The following is a 17,774-nucleotide window of genomic DNA, read 5'->3' as shown; positions in this document are numbered from 1 at the left end:
TTACTGTATAGTTTTACCGGCTTATATTTTATTCATTTTCTTAAAGTTTTCTGAGGAGCTTCGATGCAGGGAATCTGCCCGCCTTTTCATATCTTCCAGCAGTTTGTACCGGTCTTCCCATTGTTTTTTGAAAAGGCTGTCGTTAAAAAAGGGATGGGAAAACGCAGAATCTGATGTAAAGGAATCAAAGAAATCTTCGTTAAATGCCGGAGGCAAACCGGAACGGAACTTTTCCCTGAAATGGTTCATCAGGCTGTCCATGGTTTCCGGGGAAATGTCCCTGCCGTTTGAAGAATACGACCAGGTGTAGGTAGAATCCATACGGATGATATTCCCGTTTTCATCCATTTCCTTGTCCACTTTCCAGCGCTCTTTGGGTTGCGGAGTTTCTGTTTTGGCCTGTGCCTTATTTTGGTTTTCTGAAGTTTCCTGCCCGTTACAGGAAACCAGGGCAAATAAAACTGTAAATAGAAAAACAAATGGTCTCATTTTTACACGCTTTTTTTACTGTTGTTAGCAGCAAAAAAAATGCCATTTCCATGTTAATGTCAGTTAAAAATATACCGTAAAAACCGCCAGGGTGTTCTTGTTATCAGGTAGTTGTGGTTGTGTTCGTTGGCATAGGCTTCCCGTTCAAAACTGATGTTTTTATATGCGGCATAGGCATTCCGGTATTTGACCAGGCCAATTATCCATTCCATCCCGTAAAGCAGGTAAAAAGGAAGGATAAAGAGCTCGATCTGCTGTCTCAAATGAATTCTTTCGTGATTGAGAAGCACCGGGTCATTTTTCAGTTCGGGCGTTTTCAGGAATATAACGGGCCATAGTGTAAGTCCCACATAACGCTTAGGAAACAAGTGTTTGGAAATTAAAATCATGTGTCGCTTTCAGGAATGAAATCAAAAAATTACCTTTGTAAATATAACAAGATATATACCAAAGTAGTGTGTCCCTAACAAAATAAATTGCCGGATGATACTGCTGTAACATTGTTTTTAGGCTTGATAAAAAAGATCATTCCCATAGAAGAAGGCGATTATTACCTGTCACCGGAAGGTTATAAGGTCTTTACCGAACAGTACCACCTGAAGCGGGGCTATTGCTGTGAGAGCGGTTGCAGGCACTGTCCTTACGGGTATGACAGAAAAACCAATAAGAGGAGACGTTGATGGATCTCGGTATCATGCAATATAAAATAAGGATTGCCTATACCCATCACAGGGTGGATATCAGGTATCCTTAGCCTTTCCCCTGTTTTTAAGTCTCCGGTATCGGGTAAGCGCCCGGTGCATCAGTATAAAATTCAATACAATTTGTAAATTCCAGATAAAATTGAGTCCGCCGGGCAGGTTTTTCCTGTACGATGCGGCCCTTAAATCATCATATTATGACATTCAAAGAACAGCTACTTGAGGGTATTCCGGATAAGTTACCCCGTGTAAAACCATATGATACCACTGTAAACCACGCTCCGAAACGGAAGGAGATACTCACCGGTAAAGAGAAGAAACTGGCATTGCGGAATGCACTTCGGTACTTTGATAAAAAACACCATACCGTCCTTCTGCCTGAATTTGCGGAAGAACTGGAAAAATACGGGAGGATATACATGTACCGTTTCCGGCCCGATTACAAAATGTATGCCCGTCCCATTGAAGAATATCCCGCCCGGTGCAGGCAGGCCGCGGCCATTATGTTAATGATACAGAACAACCTGGACCATGCAGTGGCACAACATCCTCATGAACTCATTACTTACGGGGGGAACGGTGCCGTTTTCCAGAACTGGGCGCAATACCGCATAGCAATGAAATACCTGGCCGAAATGACGGAAGAACAAACGCTGGTCATGTATTCCGGTCATCCGTTGGGATTGTTCCCGTCACATAAGGAAGCCCCGAGGGTGGTGGTCACCAACGGGATGATGGTCCCCAATTATTCGAAACCGGACGACTGGGAAAAATTCAATGCCCTCGGTGTAACCCAATACGGGCAGATGACCGCCGGGAGCTATATGTACATCGGTCCGCAGGGTATTGTTCACGGAACTACCATTACGGTAATGAACGCCTTGCGGAAAATCGGTAAAAGTCCGTCATCGGGAGACAGGGGGACCGGGGCATTATTCGTGACTTCCGGTCTCGGCGGTATGAGCGGGGCGCAACCCAAGGCAGGGAACATTGCCGGGTGTGTGACCGTCTGTGCCGAAGTTAATCCCAAAGCCGTAGCTACCCGTCATTCCCAGGGATGGGTGGATGAAATGATCGATGATCCGGACGTTCTTGCGGAACGGGTAAAAAAAGCAAAAAACGATAAGGAGATCGTATCCATAGCTTACCTGGGGAATGTGGTCGAGGTCTGGGAGCATTTCCACAAGGAAAATATTCGTATCGACCTGGGGTCGGACCAGACCTCGTTACACAATCCCTGGGCGGGTGGATACTATCCGGCAGGACTGAGTTTCGAGGAGGCCAATAAAATGATGGCGGAAAACCCGGAAAAGTTCAGGGAATATGTACAGATCAGTTTAAGGCGACAGGCAACGGCCATTAACAAACATACGGCACAGGGTACCTATTTTTTTGATTACGGGAATGCCTTTTTGCTCGAAGCGTCCAGGGCGGGAGCGGATGTCCTCGCACCTGAAGGAGAAAATGCCGGACCAGAAGAAAAGGAGTTCCGTTATCCTTCCTACGTGCAGGACATCATGGGCCCCATGTGTTTTGATTACGGTTTCGGGCCGTTCCGTTGGGTGTGTACCAGCGGTAAGCCGGAAGACCTTGCCCGTACCGATGCCATAGCCTGCAAAATCCTGGAGGAAATCCGTGAAAATTCACCGGAGGAAATACAGCAGCAAATGACCGACAATATCCGTTGGATCAAAGGAGCGCAGGAAAACAGGCTGGTGGTAGGATCACAGGCAAGGATACTGTATGCCGATGCCGAAGGCCGCATAAAAATAGCACAGGCCTTTAACGATGCCATCGCACGTGGTGAAATAGGCGAGGTGGTCCTAGGCCGGGACCATCACGATGTGTCGGGAACAGATTCGCCGTACCGCGAAACTTCCAATATCTATGACGGTTCGCGCTTCACGGCCGATATGGCCATTCACAACGTGATTGGAGACAGCTTCCGCGGAGCTACCTGGGTGAGCATTCACAACGGCGGCGGCGTAGGCTGGGGAGAGGTGATCAATGGCGGGTTCGGCATGGTTCTTGATGGAACAAAAGAAGCAGCCAACCGTCTGAAATCCATGTTGTTCTGGGACGTGAATAACGGGATCGCAAGGCGAAGCTGGGCGCGGAATGAAGAAGCCGTTTTTGCGATAAACAGGGCGATGGAGACCGAACCGCGTCTGAAAGTAACGCTGCCTAACCGGGTAGACGATACCCTTTTAGAAAATATTTAACAAATAGAAGTTGAATATTTTATGCCGAAGCCGAGGTAAAATTTGTATTTTTATATATGATCCCGATATGTTCCCGGCTTCCCCTGAACGGGCCCGGGAAATACCGATTGAACCATACAAGATTAATAATTAAAACAGTATTATGAAAGCAATAAAACTATTACCGGTATGTATACTCGCACTTTTTCTGGGATCCTGTGCCTCAGTCCGGGTTGCTGCCGATTATGATAAACAGGCCGATTTTAATAACTACAGATCGTTTGCCTTCTTTAAGCCCGGAATAGATAAGGCCGAGATCTCAGACCTTGACAAGAAAAGGATATTAAGAGCCATAGAAGCCGAACTCCTGGCCAAAGGGATGACCAAATCCGAAAACCCCGACATGCTCGTCAGTATTTTCACGACCGAAAAAGAACGTGTGGATGTTTACAACAACTACGGTTGGGGCTGGGGCTGGAACCCGTATTGGTGGGGTATGAATTACCCGAATGTTTCCACAACCACCGAAGGTTCTCTCTTTATCGACTTTATCGATGCGGGGAAAAACGAACTGGTATGGCAGGGTAAAGGTACAGGCTACCTGACCCACAGGATGGATAAAAAAGAAGAACGCATCAATGAGTTTGTACGAAGCATACTCGAAAAATATCCTCCCGGAGCCGACAGCAGACAGGCAAGCAGGTAAAAATAATGCATGTAATTGTTATAAACCCTGATCCTCCGTAATATTGATTTATTTACGGGGGATTTTTTTGTTTGCGCCTAAGGACATCCTTGTGAAGGAGAATCATCCGGAAATGTATGATATGTTTGTGATACTGATATTTTTTGTTGATTTTTTATGATGTCATCGGTAAAACGAAGTTAAAATATTATATTTATCGAATAAAGCAAACATTTTATTTTGATGACACCAAGGCAAAAAGCAACAGCTTACTGGAAAGAAAATCTGAAATACCTCTTCATTCTGCTTGGAATATGGTTCCTGGTCTCTTACGGGGCAGGGATACTACTAAAGGATGTACTGAACAATATTCGTATAGGAGGTTTTGAATTGGGGTTCTGGTTCGCCCAGCAGGGAGCTATATACGTGTTTGTCATCCTCGTATTTGTGTATATCCGTTTGATGAATAAACTGGACAGGAAATACGGGTATCACAAATAAGGTGGATGTGTAACCGCAAACTCCGGGGGAATCGACAGGCGTTTTTCCGGAATTGTGGAACGAAAGACCGGATATTAAACAAATACACGCAGCAATACGCTGTTTTTTTATGCGCTTTTGACAAATAAAGAATTAATCAACCAACCCAAAAACCATGAGTGTACAAATATGGACGTATATCATTGTGGCCATTTCATTTGCCATATATATAGGGATCGCCATCTGGTCCCGGGCAGGGTCCACGAAAGAATTTTATGTGGCCGGAGGAGGCGTTTCTCCCCTGGCCAACGGAATGGCTACCGCAGCTGACTGGATGTCGGCTGCTTCATTTATTTCCATGGCCGGGATCATCTCCTTTATGGGATATGACGGTGCCGTTTACCTGATGGGGTGGACCGGCGGGTATGTGCTTCTCGCGTTGCTTCTGGCGCCCTACCTTCGGAAATTCGGTAAGTTTACCGTTCCGGATTTTATAGGCGACCGTTATTATTCGAGGACGGCACGAACCGTGGCGGTTATATGTGCCCTGATAGTTTCCTTTACCTATGTGGCCGGACAGATGCGCGGCGTAGGCGTGGTTTTTTCACGCTTTCTCGAGGTCGATATCAATACGGGCGTCGTTATCGGTATGGTGATCGTATTGTTTTATGCCGTACTCGGCGGGATGAAAGGGATTACCTATACCCAGGTGGCGCAATATTGTGTGCTGATATTTGCCTTTATGGTCCCCGCGATCTTCATATCCATTCAGATGACGGGAAACCCTATCCCTCAACTGGGAATGGGAGATACATTGACAGACGGCTCAGGGATGTACCTGCTCGATAAACTGAACGGACTGTCAAGGGAACTCGGTTTTGCCGAATATACCGACGGTACCAAGAGTATGATCGATGTTTTTGCCATAACCCTGGCACTCATGGTGGGTACTGCCGGACTACCGCATGTTATTGTTCGTTTTTTTACGGTGCCCGGGGTAAAAGATGCCAGGAAATCGGCCGGGCTCGCCCTGCTTTTTATAGCCATCTTGTATACCACTGCTCCCGCGGTATCTGCATTTGCCCGTACCAATCTTATTGAAACCGTGAGTAATAAAGAGTATACCTCTATGCCACAGTGGTTTACGAACTGGGAGACCACCGGGCTCCTCACGTTTACCGATAAAAACAATGACGGACGGATACAGTATGTCGCCGATGAAAAAGCCAATGAACTTCAGATAGACAACGATATCATGGTCCTGGCCAATCCCGAAATTGCGCAGTTGCCGAATTGGGTGATCGCCCTGGTGGCTGCCGGAGGACTGGCAGCAGCACTCTCTACGGCCGCAGGGTTATTGCTCGTTATTTCCACTTCGGTATCGCACGACCTGATCAAAAAGCAGATACGTCCGGACATATCCGATAAAGCCGAGTTGTGGATCGCCCGGTTGTCTGCTACGGTGGCCGTAGTTGTGGCAGGGTATTTCGGTATCAATCCCCCCGGGTTTGTAGCGGCAGTGGTGGCACTGGCTTTCGGACTGGCGGCGGCTTCATTCTTTCCGGCCATTATCCTGGGCATTTTTTATAAGAGAATGAACAAGGAAGGCGCAATAAGTGGTATGGTGGTGGGAATATTGCTGATGCTGTTTTACATGATGAAATTCAAGTTCAATATGTTCGGCGGGGGCGAAGAGAAAGACTGGTGGTTCGGCATTTCCCCGGAAGGTTTCGGTATGATAGCCATGACGGTCAATTTTGTGGTATCCCTTGTGATAAGCAGGTTTACTGCGCCTCCCCCCGAAGACGTACAGGAAATCGTTGAGCATATCAGGATTCCGGAGGGAACGGGAGAAGCTCCCTCTCATTGATTACTACGCCTGCAGGTGCATTTAACATAGCACTTATGTTATTTAATACCGAATATGCAAAAGTCAATAAATAGTGAAGAAGATTATAGCCAAAAATATGCCTGAAGCAGATTTTAATTATATATTTGATACGTTTTTGCAGGTTTATATGGTAAAATCATAAAAAACCGGGCACAATTAATAATGTAATGTCAACAGCAGGGAAAATTCTGGATGTAATCCCGTTGTGTACGTCCCCCCGGGTGGTTTTACCTTAGCTGAAGGCATAATAGTATAACCAAAAAAATAAAAAGAAAAAGCTTACTATGGGTGTTTACGAAGTAAAGAGTCTGGAGCAATATTTCAAGGTCTACAAAAGGTCGGTCCGTGAACCGAGAAAATTCTGGTCTAAGGTTGCCGATGATTTTGTATGGTACAAGAAATGGGACAAGGTATTGGAATACAAGCTGGAAGAGGCCGAAGTGAAATGGTTTGTAAATGCAAAACTCAATATTACCAAAAACTGTATAGACCGTCACCTGGCCAAGCGGGGCGATAAAACGGCCATTATTTTCGAACCCAATGACCCTGCCGAACCATCACAGCATATTACCTATAACGATCTCTATGAACGGGTGTGCAAAATGGCCAATGTGCTCCGTGAAAAGGGCATTGAAAAAGGGGACAGGGTGTGTATCTACCTGCCCATGATTCCCGAGCTCGCTGTTGCAGTTCTGGCATGTGCCCGTATCGGGGCTATTCACTCCGTGGTTTTTGCAGGTTTTTCTTCAACAGCGCTGGCCACGAGGATTCAGGACAGTGAATGTAAAATGGTCATTACTGCCGACGGTGGTTTCCGCGGCAACAAAACGATCGACCTGAAAGGTATTGTCGACGAGGCCATGGAGGATTGTCCGTCCGTCGAATCGGTGCTGGTCGCCAAACGTACCAATACCGAAATATCCATGAAAGAAGGACGGGACCATTGGCTGCAACCGTTGCTGGACAGCGTGTCTGATGTTTCCGTAGCCGAAGTTATGGATGCCGAGGACCCTCTTTTTATTTTATATACCTCCGGTTCTACCGGAAGGCCCAAGGGAATGCTGCACACCACAGCCGGATATATGGTTTATACGGCATACACATTTAAAAATGTATTCCAGTACGAGGAAAAAGATGTGTACTGGTGCACCGCCGATATAGGCTGGATTACCGGACACTCCTATATTTTATACGGCCCCCTGGCCAACGGGGCAACAACCGTGATGTTCGAAGGTGTGCCTTCTTATCCCGATTACGGGAGGTTCTGGGAGGTAGTAGACAAACACAAGGTAACGCAGTTCTATACCGCTCCTACGGCTATCAGGGCCCTCGCCAAGCAAAGTACGGAGTGGGTCACCAAATACGACCTCTCCTCGCTTAAAGTGCTTGGTTCGGTAGGAGAGCCCATCAATGAAGAAGCCTGGCACTGGTATAACGATCATGTAGGGAACAAGAAATGCCCTATAGTCGATACCTGGTGGCAAACCGAGACCGGGGGGATCATGCTCTCGCCCATAGCTTTTTCCACACCAACAAAACCCACCTATGCCACATTGCCGCTACCCGGAGTACAACCCGTGCTGATGGACGACAAACGCAATGAAATAGAAGGTAATCAGGTAGTGGGAAGCTTGTGCATTAAATTCCCGTGGCCGTCTATGGCCAGGACCATTTGGGGTGACCACAGGAGGTACAAGGAAACGTATTTTTCCGCCTTTCCGGGGAAATATTTTACCGGAGACGGCGCCCTGAGGGATGAGGTAGGATATTACCGCATCACCGGACGGGTAGATGATGTGGTTATTGTTTCGGGCCATAATCTCGGTACGGCCCCGATAGAAGACGCCATAAACGAGCACCCCGCCGTGGCAGAATCGGCTATAGTCGGTTTTCCGCATGAGGTAAAGGGAAATGCGCTTTACGGGTTTATTATCCTCAAGGAAACCGGTGAAACAAGAAACCGCGAAAACCTTAGTAAGGAGATCAATCAGCATATATCCGAACACATAGGGCCTATAGCCAAGCTGGACAAGATACAGTTCGTAAGTGGTTTGCCCAAGACCCGGAGTGGTAAGATCATGCGAAGGATACTCCGGAAGATAGCTTCAAAAGACACCAGTAATCTTGGGGATACTTCCACACTCCTCAATCCGGAAGTAGTGTCTGAGATCATTGAAAATGTAGTCTGAATTTTATAGGTGTACGATCCGGGTCTCCTGGATCGTACACACATATACACTATTCCCGCAATAAATTCCTGATATATGGCAAAAGTGATAGGGCTCATGAGCGGGCCGGTATTGTTTATGATCCTGTTGTCTACCCTGAGTTTTGATACGCTGGAACCGGGAGCTGTCCAGGTAGTTGCACTTGCGGTATGGATGGTGGTGTGGTGGATTACAGATGCGGTACCGCTGCCTGTAACCGCCCTGTTGCCCCTGGTTTTATACCCGGTATTCGGGGTTTTTACCATGACAGAGGCCGCAGCGCCTTATGCCAGCCCCATTGTTTTCCTTTTTATGGGTGGTTTCCTCATAGCCCTGGCGATGGAGAAACAGAACCTCCACCGCCGGATCGCCCTGAACATACTCAAAATAACCGGGACCAATGCCAATGGAATTATCCTCGGGTTTATGTTGTCCACGGCCTTTCTGAGCATGTGGATATCCAATACGGCCACTGCCGTAATGATGCTACCCATCGCCTTATCTATTGTGAACCTGCTGGAAGAAGAAAAGCAGGAAGGGCAGGAAAAAGGATACCACAGGTTTAAACTGGGACTGATGCTCAGTATAGCATACGCAGCCAATATCGGAGGGGTGACCACGATTATAGGTACGCCGCCGAATGTGGTTTTTGTAGGGTTTATGAAAGAATTCTATCAGCAGGAAGTGGAGTTCGGGCGTTGGTTGCTCATAGGGATTCCGGTTTGTTTTGTTTTACTGTTCGTTACTTATTTTTTGATAACCAGGATACTCTTCCCGCATAAACTGGGTAAACTGGCCGGTTCCGGTGAACTGGTCCAGGCAAAACTAAAAGAACTGGGCAGGATGAACCTGGCTGAAAAGGTGGTGGCGGTTGTGTTTTTTATCACGGCCTGTTGTTGGGTGTTCAAAACACAGATTAACGGTTTGCTGGGAGGAAGTTATCTCAATGATACGATCATTGCAATGGGCGGCGGACTTTTAATGTTTGTGCTTCCGGTAAAGTTGAAAAGACAGGAATATGTGCTGAACTGGAGCCATACCGAAAAACTTCCCTGGGGCATACTTTTACTTTTCGGGGGAGGGATCTGCCTGGCCAAGGGACTTGAAAGTACGGGGATAGTGGAATTTGTGGGGAATGTTATTGCAGGTGACGGGACCATGCCCCTGTGGCTGCTGATTTTCCTTTTAACAGCATTTACACTTTACGTTACCGAATTGATGAGCAATGTGGCCCTGGTGGTTATTTTTATGCCCATCGTACTGGGGATTGCCAGGACGCTTGAAATTAACCCGATGTATCTCGCGGTACCTGTGGCGCTGGCTTCCAGCTGTGCCTTTATGATGCCCATATCCACCCCGCCCAATGCCATTGTGTTTTCCAGCGGATACATTAAAATGTCCGATATGGTCAGGGCCGGTTTTTTCCTGAACCTAATCACCGTGATCTTTCTTGTCGTTGTGACACTGACCCTGGTACACTGGGTATATGGATAATAAATAAACGGTTTGCCATACGGTCTTGCGGTTATAATTAGTTCGTTTCTGATTATAACATTAATAGTTTGTACCTGGCAGTTTTCGTTCGGTGGCTTTTAATTCTCCTTTAAAAAATGCATATCCATTCAGTGTATCCATTTTGAGTGATCCGGGTGTTCCCATTTTGCGTGCATGGATTTTCCGTCTTTAGCTATATTGAAAAAACTCCGTATGGCATCTCCCGAAAATAAAAGGGAACCGTTACTTTCTACAGTTGCCCACATGAGCCCGTGACTGCCATCGTTCTGAAAGGCATGCATGGCACAGGCTTTTCTGTTTTCGTCGTATTCCCCGATGATTTCAATAACATCAATTTTATCATGGCCCACATGAACATCGGCCCGGGGAATCAGGAATTGATTCCCCGGCAACCATTCGTAGCTGTCCGTACCGTTGATAGAGATCCGGGAATTATCTTCCGTATACATTTCACCTGAGGACCTCCAGGTTCCCGTGAGTTCGTCAAGTTTTTTGAGGATCAGTTCCTTGTCGTTTTTCATGATGCTATCTTTTCAGGTGTTCGGGCGTTGAGGGGAGAATTTAACCGGATGATTTTATGCTTCGGTTTTTCAGAATAATTCTTTGGTCCTGTAAATTCCCTTTTTCTCCAGCCGGGTCAGTATCTTCAGGAAGGCAATGGCCGTAATATATGCATCTCCCGTAGCTGTGTGGCGGTCGTTTTTGGGTATGTTGAGTGCATCCGCCAGTTCGTCCAGGGAATGGTTCTTATTGCGGTCTATGAGGTTGGAGGTGATCCGGGTGCGGTTGTACAGGACAGAAGTATCGAGGACCCTGTTTTTCAATTTGGGCAGCCCCATCCGTTTGAGCCCGGCATTGATCATTGTGGTGTCAAAATGGGCGTGGTGTGCCACGAGGATGGCGTTTTTTATATAAACCAGGAACCGGCGGAGGGCCTCTTCTTCCGCAATGGCCGTCACACGCCCGTCTTCCTTTAATAACCCGTGTATCTTTACGGTTTCAGGATTAAATGTATCCTGCCGGATGTAGACTTCAAAAATATCGGAGACCGATATATTGTTTTGCGTCACGGGTACGGCTCCGATGCTCAGTATTCTGTCCGTTTTATAATTGAAACCCGTTGTTTCGGTATCAAAAACCACAAAGCGGTTTTCTGTAATACCCGTTTCCGTTTTTTTCCGGAAGCTTTGTTCGTATTCCGTCCAGAAGTCGGGATAGTCGGTCTGAGGCTTTTTTTTGAAGAAACTGAACATGTGTTATTGATTTCAGAACTTTTACATTAACGTTTTTCTTAAACAATTTTACGGCATTCGATCATAATTTTTTCATTGTTCATATTGGTCGTGAAAAACAGATAGCGGTCTCCTCCTTCTTTCACCCCGAATTTTTTTCTTATCCCGGCTACGCGTTCCGGGAAATTCCGTGTGGTGATGTTGGCCTTGCTTTTGTTTAAAAGCGGTTTAAGTGTCTTTTTAGTATAGGGATAAATATGAAGAATACGAAATCTACGTCCGGGAAAATCTTCCATCAATTCTTCTGAGGTATAAAGATGGGAATGCAGGTGTAATTTTCCCGATCCGGTTTTTTCGGAAAGGGATTTAAATCCCCCGGCTTTTAAAATTGCGGCATTGGGCTCGTAAAGGAATTGTTGCGGCAGGGAAAATATCGGATTGGCATCATTTTCCCCGTGCCTGTAAAATTCGAAGGTTTTTTCTTTGTCCTTTTCCAGGTTCACGGCCTTGAGAAGGGGAGGGGCTGCATAATCTTTTTTCAGTATCCAGAGCAACTCCTTTACTTCATTGTTTACGGAAACAATATGGATTTCTTTTATATGGTGGAGTTCGGTAATGCCATTGGTGATATCGAGCAGGGGCGATGTTTTGATCAAGATGTTGTCGGAGCGTTCGAAAAGCGTTTCCAGGTGCGCCGGAATATCAGGGAGGCAATCGCGGAGCATAAACACTTTTTTCTCGCGGGCATCCCGGCGGGCGGGATCGGCATAGATCCAGTCAAACTTCCGGTCGGATGTTTTCAGGTAGGCAATACCGTCACCGGATATCGTAGTGATGTTTTTTACACCGAGTATGTCGTAATTGTAGGATGCAATGTCCGATAGTTCCGGATGGGTTTCACAATGAAAAACACGATCTGTTCTTTCTGCAAAAAAACGGGCATCCACACCAAAGCCACCGGTAAGGTCGATAAGTGTTTTTCCGCTTACCAGCCGGGATTTGTACCCGGCAGTGATCTCCGAGGAAGTTTGCTCTACGGACAGCAGGGGCGGATAGTAAATATTCGGTGTATTATACCAGGAAGGTAATTTTTTCCGGGCTTTTTTCCGGGCTTCGATCTGGCTTGCTATCTCTTTCATGCTAACGCCCTCAAAAGTGCTCTTTTTCAATAAAAGTGACACAATGTCAGTATCTTTATTTTTAAATATAAATTCTTGTACACCAGTATTTAATATGTTTTTATTCAAAGTGATACTATAAATTTTTGGTAAGCGATTTTACAATCTTGTTTTCCGCCAGAAATTCCTTTAAAACCACTTTTATGGCGGTGTATGCAGGTACGGCTACGATCATTCCGGTTACCCCGAAAAGCAGTCCGCCTATAATGATAACGAGGAAGATCTCCAGGGGGTGCGATTTGACACTGCTGGAAAAAATAAAGGGCTGGCTGAAGAAATTATCAATGAGCTGACCGATAACAAAACCTATGAGGACATAAATGGTTTTAGGGAGGATCACATTGCTGAAATCCGCGCCGAGGTTACTGGTCATGGTCAGCACTATCATAAGGAATCCGCCGATAAGCGGACCTATGTATGGGATAAGGTTGAGCAGGGCACAAAGAAAGGCTATGACAATGGCGTTTGGAATGCCGAAAATGAATAAAATCGTGGTGTAAATAATGAAGAGAATAAGTATTTGAAAAACAAGACCGATAAAATACCTTGACAGGAGGTTCTTTATCTTTTCCATAGACCTTTCGGCCTTGTCTTCCTTACCGTCGGGCACCAGGGTAATTACCGAGGCGTCAAAGAGTCTGCTGTCTTTCAGGAAAAAGAAAGAGATGAAGATCACGGAAAACAGCCCGATACTGAAATTTCCCAATGTACCCACCAGTGAGTTGAGAAAGTCGGGAATGGCCGAAATACTGAATTTGGACAGGATATCCGATTCTTGTATGGTCTGTGAAATGTCGATTTGGCGGAGCGCAAAATAATCACTCACTTCCTGATAAAGGTTTTGCAGGTTTTTCTGGAGTTCATTCATGTTCAGGAGGGAGAGGTTTTGTCCCTGCTGAACAAGGAGTGGAATGAACATGGCGATCAATCCTGCCAGGATGCCGACAAGAAGCGTCATGGTTATTACAACAGCGAGAGTGTTCCTGAATTTTAACCGGTATTTCAAAAAACGGACGATTGGCCGGCCGATAAGCGATATGACCACGGCGAAGGCGATATATACCACTACCGATCGGATTTTATACAGGAAGAGCAGCAGTACGGTAATCCCTGTCAAAATTGCGACAGCTCTTAGAATACCATTTGCAATAGTCTTTGAGTTCATAACGGTCGTTTGTTGTTTTCCGGGGTCTGGGTATTCCCTTTTTTCATCTCAAAAAGTAAATGTAATGATTTTCTGGTTAGCATGAACAAAACCTTTTATCTTGTATCCATGTTACATTCGGCCCATTATTTCTTTCTGGTTTTTCATACCGCACTCATCCTGTTCAATCTTTTCGGATGGCTGGTTGCCCGATGGCGGAAGTGGCATCTTTTCAGTTTACTGGTCACATTGTTTTCCTGGATTGTTCTGGGGATCTGGAAGGGCTTCGGTTATTGTTTCCTGACGGACTGGCATTACCGGGTCTTAACCGGGTTGGGCTATAGCAATTTGCCGGAAAGTTACATTACCTTCCTGATAGCACATATTTCCGGTTGGCGCCCGGATGAAGGGTTGGTAAATACATTGACCCCGGTGTTTACCGTGCTGGCCCTGGGGTGCTCGCTCTGGGTGAATTTTTACGGAAGCTTGTCTCGTAAAAAATAGTAGGGAATTAATTACTGATTAATTCTTTTAGTATTGCTACAGCCTGCTCTTGTTCCCTGAAATCGAGAGAAGCAAATCCCAGTCGTACGGCATTGTATTTTTTGGCAGGAGTATCATATTCCCTGCCGTCGGGAATAACGAGACCCTCTTTATATGCTTTTTGGGAAATGACCGCGAGGTCCGTATTGCGGAATGTGGTCCAGACCGCCATTCCGCCATCAGGGACTTTAAAGGATACGGAGTTGCCCAGTTCTTCATTGAGAAGTTGACAGAGATGCTCCCTGCGTTCCCGGTAAAGTTTAACGGATTTTTTAATATGCCTGGTAACGGTGCCTTCCCGGTAAAGTTCGGCAATGGCATTTTCAACGAGGCTGTCCCCCTGTACATCTATGGATTTCCTCAAATGTGTAGCGGCCCTGATAAAGTTTTCGGGAGCGATCATAAAACCGATACGAATGGCAGGGGCGAGCGTTTTGGTGAGCGTTCCGATATAAATTACACTACCGTTGCGGTCCAGGCTGGCTATGGGCATCATGGGCTTGCTGGCGTAGTGAAAATCATAGTCGTAATCGTCTTCCAGGATGGCAAATTTGTGGGTCAGGGCCAGCTCCAGCAGCTTCATACGCCTTTCGGGGGTAAGCGTAACGGTGGTGGGATGATGGTGGTGCGGAATAACATAAACAAACCGTATTTTTTTGGTTTTGCACAGGTGTTCAACAGCATCTACATCTATGCCCTCGTGATCAACCGGAACCCTGTTTATGTTCGCATTTAAACGGCGGAATGCAAATTCTGCCCCGGTGAAACCAGGTTCCCCGACAATAATATCATCACCGGGTTTGAGGAGTATGGATGCGGCAAGGTAAATCCCCATCTGCGCCCCTTTGGTGATCTGTATGTTTTCCTGGGTTACGGGCAATCCGCGGGTATCACTCAGGTATTCCGAGAGGGTTTCCCGAAGAAACCGGGTGCCCTGCGAGCCGCCATACATAAAATATTTTTTATGAACAGTTCTCCGGGACAGGCTTCTCATATTCCTCAACAGTGCTTCCATTGGGGTGAGCCGGAGATCGGGAAAACCGTCGTTGAACACCAGCTTTCCTTCCGGGGGAAATCCGGAAGATGGTATCGGGAAAATACGGGCTTCGTCAAACCGGAAATGTGTGCGCTTTGGTATGCTGTATATTTCCTCGTTTTCCGCAATGCGTTCCGGAGAGAGTAAGGGTAGCTCCTTTTTTACAAAAGTACCCTTTTTTGGGATCTTTTCTATCCATCCCTGTACCTGCAATTCCTCATAGGCGGCTACCACGGTCATCCGGTTTACTTTTAATAAACCGGCTACCTTTCGGGAACCAGGAAGTTTGAGTCCTTTTCTCAGATGCCCGGACCTTATGTTACGGATAAAGGCATTGGTGATCTGGAGATAGATGGGGGTGTCCGCCCCGGGAGCAATGGTGATAAGTTCCTGGATAAAATCCATAACTGGATTAGTTAAATTATTAATTCTGGATTAAATATATAATCCAGTAAAGGTATACTTTTGGGTAAAAAGATACAAGTCATGAAAACTTTAAAAAACATCAGAACTACGAACAGACCATTATTCCTGGCGATTTTTCTGTTGCGACTGGCTCTTGCCGCCACATTTCTTTCCGCCGTATTTTCAAGGCTGGGGCTTTGGGGGAGCAAATCTTCCGGGTGGGAAGGTTTCCTGGAATATACCGCACAGGTCAACTCCTTTGCCCCGGCAGGGATGATTCCTTTTCTGGCCGTGTCGGCCACCGTATTGGAAACTACTTTTGGTATTCTGCTGCTTATCGGTTATAAAGTAAGATACGTAGCTTACGGGGCGGCTGTACTTACCCTGTTTTTTGCTTTGGCAATGGGGTATTCATTCGGAATAAAAGACCCGCTGGACTACAGTGTTTTTGTGGACAGTGCGGCGGCTTTCCTGCTTGCTAATGTGGCATCGTCCGGCAGGTGGAGTGCAGATGAGTATTTGAATAGGAAATAGTATTGTAATTTAGAAACTCAATTCAATTATGTACGCTAAAAAATGTCGGCCATGAAAAAAATACAGGAACTGGAAAAGATTGCCAGGCAGCTCGAACCGGATATGGAAACCAGGCACCATATTTCCCGGGATACCAATACTTATATAAACAATTTTGTGGACAGCCTTCCCGTTTCCCCCGGATATACGACCGGGAATATAAACCGGCTTAAATCCATGAAAGTAGGAGAGGAAGGAAAACCTTTTGAACAGCTTCTGGACATTCTTGGCAATGAGGTGGATGCCGTAGGGATCAATTCGGCCTCCGGGAGGCACATGGGGTATATTCCCGGTGGCGGACTCTGGACAAGTGCGGTGGCCGATATGCTGGCCGCTGCTGTAAACCGTTATGCCGGGATCGCCTATTCCAGTCCGGGAGCGGTGGAAATCGGGAACCAGATGATCCGGTGGCTGGCTTCCGTTGTCGGCTATCCGGAAGCGGCGCATGGTAATTTAACTTCAGGAGGCTCTGTTGCCAATCTTATCGCCATAAAAGCTGTACGGGATCATTACGGGATAAATGCATCCAATGTGGAGAGATCGGTTATCTATTTTACGGAACAGGTACACCATTGTATACACAAGGCATTGCATATGACAGGATTGTATGAAGCAGTGTTGAGGTCTGTTCCTGTCGATGAAAATTACCGGATGGATGTAAAAATACTCCGGAAGCAAATTGAAGAAGACAGGCACATGGGATTAAATCCCCTGCTGGTGGTGGCCACAGCCGGGACTACGGATACGGGAGCCATAGACCCGCTGGACAAGATCGCCGATATCTGTGAAAAATACCAAATGTGGTTTCACATCGATGCTGCTTATGGCGGTTTCTTTGTACTTGCAGAAGGAGCTGAAAACAGGTTTAAGGGAATGGAACGCTCCGATTCCGTAGTGATGGACCCGCACAAGACCCTGTTTATACCCTACGGATCGGGAGTTGTACTGGTGCGTGACCGGAATACACTGCTGGCATCAAATTCCCATAAGGCGGCCTATATGAAAGATGCCTACGGACTGGACGAGATTGATCCTGCGGATTGTGGTCCCGAGTTGTCCAGGCATTTCCGCGGACTGAGGATGTGGCTTCCGTTACACCTGCACGGACTGGCCCCTTTCAAAGCAGCTCTTGAAGAAAAACTGATGTTATGCCGTTATTTTTATGAAAAAGCCAGAGATTCGGGCTTTGAAACCGGCAAGGCACCCGATCTGTCTGTGGCCGTATTCCGGATACCGGATGATCCGGACAACAGCAGGAATAAAAAATTTATAAGGGCCCTGCACGAAGACGGCAGGGTGTTCCTTTCATCCACCACCATACGCGAAAAATTGTGGATACGTTGTGCGGTGGTCAGTTTCCGGACGCATCTGCAGGAAATTGACCTGGCTCTTGAAATGATAAAAGAGAACCGGGACAAAGTCCTTTCCGAAGGAGGCAGATCATCTGTACGGATTGCAGGCGAAAACTAACTTTTTCTTATCTTTATGCACTAA

At 46.5% G+C, this 17,774-nt stretch carries 17 protein-coding genes; 10 read left to right on the top strand and 7 right to left on the bottom strand.

From position 1 onward, the window contains the following. Positions 1 to 21: 21 nt before the first annotated feature. Positions 22 to 489 carry a hypothetical protein gene (locus tag LS482_RS02710; protein ID WP_233030216.1) on the bottom strand — a complete coding sequence of 156 codons (468 nt, stop codon included), beginning with the start codon at positions 487 to 489 and terminating at the stop codon, positions 22 to 24. A gap of 59 nt (positions 490 to 548) precedes the next feature. Next, on the bottom strand, positions 549 to 857 hold the full coding sequence (locus tag LS482_RS02705) for a hypothetical protein (protein ID WP_367890594.1): 309 nt from the start codon (positions 855 to 857) through the stop codon (positions 549 to 551). A 147-nt stretch (positions 858 to 1,004) separates the two neighbouring features. Here LS482_RS02705 and LS482_RS02700 point away from each other — a divergent pair, with 147 nt between their 5' ends. The 7 genes from LS482_RS02700 (at position 1,005) to LS482_RS02670 (ending at position 10,148) form a co-directional block, all read left to right on the top strand. Then, positions 1,005 to 1,169, top strand: a complete 165-nt coding sequence (locus LS482_RS02700) for a C1orf53 family protein (protein ID WP_233031789.1) — start codon at positions 1,005 to 1,007, stop codon at positions 1,167 to 1,169. Positions 1,170 to 1,387: 218 nt separating this feature from the next. Beyond that, positions 1,388 to 3,412 (top strand): urocanate hydratase, encoded by a 2,025-nt coding sequence (gene hutU, locus LS482_RS02695; protein WP_233030214.1) that lies wholly within the window; start codon positions 1,388 to 1,390, stop codon positions 3,410 to 3,412. A gap of 142 nt (positions 3,413 to 3,554) precedes the next feature. Further along, positions 3,555 to 4,097, top strand: a complete 543-nt coding sequence (locus tag LS482_RS02690) for a DUF4136 domain-containing protein (RefSeq protein ID WP_233030213.1) — start codon at positions 3,555 to 3,557, stop codon at positions 4,095 to 4,097. A gap of 222 nt (positions 4,098 to 4,319) precedes the next feature. After that, positions 4,320 to 4,577 (top strand): DUF4212 domain-containing protein, encoded by a 258-nt coding sequence (locus LS482_RS02685; RefSeq protein ID WP_233030212.1) that lies wholly within the window; start codon positions 4,320 to 4,322, stop codon positions 4,575 to 4,577. Positions 4,578 to 4,731: 154 nt separating this feature from the next. Continuing rightward, on the top strand, positions 4,732 to 6,426 hold the full coding sequence (locus LS482_RS02680) for a sodium:solute symporter family protein (protein WP_233030211.1): 1,695 nt from the start codon (positions 4,732 to 4,734) through the stop codon (positions 6,424 to 6,426). Between the two features lie 305 nt (positions 6,427 to 6,731). Further along, positions 6,732 to 8,636, top strand: coding sequence for an acetate--CoA ligase (gene acs / locus LS482_RS02675; RefSeq protein ID WP_233030210.1), 1,905 nt, complete (start codon positions 6,732 to 6,734; stop codon positions 8,634 to 8,636). Positions 8,637 to 8,711: 75 nt separating this feature from the next. Beyond that, on the top strand, positions 8,712 to 10,148 hold the full coding sequence (locus LS482_RS02670) for an SLC13 family permease (RefSeq protein ID WP_233030209.1): 1,437 nt from the start codon (positions 8,712 to 8,714) through the stop codon (positions 10,146 to 10,148). 128 nt (positions 10,149 to 10,276) lie between these two features. Here the strand turns inward: LS482_RS02670 and LS482_RS02665 are convergent, their stop codons facing one another. The 4 genes from LS482_RS02665 to LS482_RS02650 form a co-directional block, all read right to left on the bottom strand. Further along, positions 10,277 to 10,690 (bottom strand): hypothetical protein, encoded by a 414-nt coding sequence (locus LS482_RS02665; RefSeq protein WP_233030208.1) that lies wholly within the window; start codon positions 10,688 to 10,690, stop codon positions 10,277 to 10,279. 69 nt (positions 10,691 to 10,759) lie between these two features. Continuing rightward, positions 10,760 to 11,422, bottom strand: a complete 663-nt coding sequence (locus LS482_RS02660) for a 3'-5' exonuclease (RefSeq protein WP_233030207.1) — start codon at positions 11,420 to 11,422, stop codon at positions 10,760 to 10,762. Positions 11,423 to 11,460: 38 nt separating this feature from the next. Continuing rightward, on the bottom strand, positions 11,461 to 12,540 hold the full coding sequence (locus LS482_RS02655) for a class I SAM-dependent methyltransferase (RefSeq protein WP_367890593.1): 1,080 nt from the start codon (positions 12,538 to 12,540) through the stop codon (positions 11,461 to 11,463). 115 nt (positions 12,541 to 12,655) lie between these two features. Next, positions 12,656 to 13,744, bottom strand: a complete 1,089-nt coding sequence (locus tag LS482_RS02650; RefSeq protein WP_233030205.1) for an AI-2E family transporter — start codon at positions 13,742 to 13,744, stop codon at positions 12,656 to 12,658. Between the two features lie 81 nt (positions 13,745 to 13,825). Between LS482_RS02650 and LS482_RS02645 the strand changes: the two genes are divergently transcribed. Beyond that, positions 13,826 to 14,227, top strand: a complete 402-nt coding sequence (locus tag LS482_RS02645; protein WP_233030204.1) for a DUF2784 family protein — start codon at positions 13,826 to 13,828, stop codon at positions 14,225 to 14,227. 7 nt (positions 14,228 to 14,234) lie between these two features. On the opposite strand, the gene pdxR is transcribed toward LS482_RS02645, so the two are convergent. Beyond that, positions 14,235 to 15,707, bottom strand: coding sequence for a MocR-like pyridoxine biosynthesis transcription factor PdxR (pdxR, locus tag LS482_RS02640; RefSeq protein ID WP_233030203.1), 1,473 nt, complete (start codon positions 15,705 to 15,707; stop codon positions 14,235 to 14,237). Between the two features lie 81 nt (positions 15,708 to 15,788). On the opposite strand from pdxR, the gene LS482_RS02635 reads away from it, so the two are divergent. Both LS482_RS02635 and LS482_RS02630 read left to right on the top strand, forming a co-directional pair. After that, positions 15,789 to 16,241, top strand: coding sequence for a DoxX family protein (locus tag LS482_RS02635; RefSeq protein WP_233030202.1), 453 nt, complete (start codon positions 15,789 to 15,791; stop codon positions 16,239 to 16,241). Positions 16,242 to 16,292: 51 nt separating this feature from the next. Then, the gene (locus tag LS482_RS02630) at positions 16,293 to 17,750 is read left to right on the top strand and encodes a pyridoxal phosphate-dependent decarboxylase family protein (protein WP_233030201.1); all 1,458 of its coding nucleotides are present in this window, start codon (positions 16,293 to 16,295) and stop codon (positions 17,748 to 17,750) included. The last annotated feature ends 24 nt before the right edge of the window (positions 17,751 to 17,774 follow it).

Origin of the sequence: Sinomicrobium kalidii (assembly GCF_021183825.1) — a bacterium.
Taxonomy (GTDB): Bacteria; Bacteroidota; Bacteroidia; order Flavobacteriales; family Flavobacteriaceae; genus Sinomicrobium; species Sinomicrobium kalidii.
Note: the sequence above shows the minus strand (reverse complement) of the source record. Positions and strands in the feature narration are given on the sequence as shown.

What these genes read in the sequence shown, in the direction of transcription:
- LS482_RS02710 (WP_233030216.1), bottom strand. Translation starts at nt 489, where the DNA reads ATGAGACCATTTGTTTTTCTATTTACAGTTTTATTTGCCCTGGTTTCC.
- hutU (WP_233030214.1), top strand. Translation starts at nt 1,388, where the DNA reads ATGACATTCAAAGAACAGCTACTTGAGGGTATTCCGGATAAGTTACCC.
- LS482_RS02690 (WP_233030213.1), top strand. Translation starts at nt 3,555, where the DNA reads ATGAAAGCAATAAAACTATTACCGGTATGTATACTCGCACTTTTTCTG.
- LS482_RS02685 (WP_233030212.1), top strand. Translation starts at nt 4,320, where the DNA reads ATGACACCAAGGCAAAAAGCAACAGCTTACTGGAAAGAAAATCTGAAA.
- LS482_RS02680 (WP_233030211.1), top strand. Translation starts at nt 4,732, where the DNA reads ATGAGTGTACAAATATGGACGTATATCATTGTGGCCATTTCATTTGCC.
- acs (WP_233030210.1), top strand. Translation starts at nt 6,732, where the DNA reads ATGGGTGTTTACGAAGTAAAGAGTCTGGAGCAATATTTCAAGGTCTAC.
- LS482_RS02670 (WP_233030209.1), top strand. Translation starts at nt 8,712, where the DNA reads ATGGCAAAAGTGATAGGGCTCATGAGCGGGCCGGTATTGTTTATGATC.
- LS482_RS02665 (WP_233030208.1), bottom strand. Translation starts at nt 10,690, where the DNA reads ATGAAAAACGACAAGGAACTGATCCTCAAAAAACTTGACGAACTCACG.
- LS482_RS02660 (WP_233030207.1), bottom strand. Translation starts at nt 11,422, where the DNA reads ATGTTCAGTTTCTTCAAAAAAAAGCCTCAGACCGACTATCCCGACTTC.
- LS482_RS02655 (WP_367890593.1), bottom strand. Translation starts at nt 12,540, where the DNA reads ATGAAAGAGATAGCAAGCCAGATCGAAGCCCGGAAAAAAGCCCGGAAA.
- LS482_RS02650 (WP_233030205.1), bottom strand. Translation starts at nt 13,744, where the DNA reads ATGAACTCAAAGACTATTGCAAATGGTATTCTAAGAGCTGTCGCAATT.
- LS482_RS02645 (WP_233030204.1), top strand. Translation starts at nt 13,826, where the DNA reads ATGAACAAAACCTTTTATCTTGTATCCATGTTACATTCGGCCCATTAT.
- pdxR (WP_233030203.1), bottom strand. Translation starts at nt 15,707, where the DNA reads ATGGATTTTATCCAGGAACTTATCACCATTGCTCCCGGGGCGGACACC.
- LS482_RS02635 (WP_233030202.1), top strand. Translation starts at nt 15,789, where the DNA reads ATGAAAACTTTAAAAAACATCAGAACTACGAACAGACCATTATTCCTG.
- LS482_RS02630 (WP_233030201.1), top strand. Translation starts at nt 16,293, where the DNA reads ATGAAAAAAATACAGGAACTGGAAAAGATTGCCAGGCAGCTCGAACCG.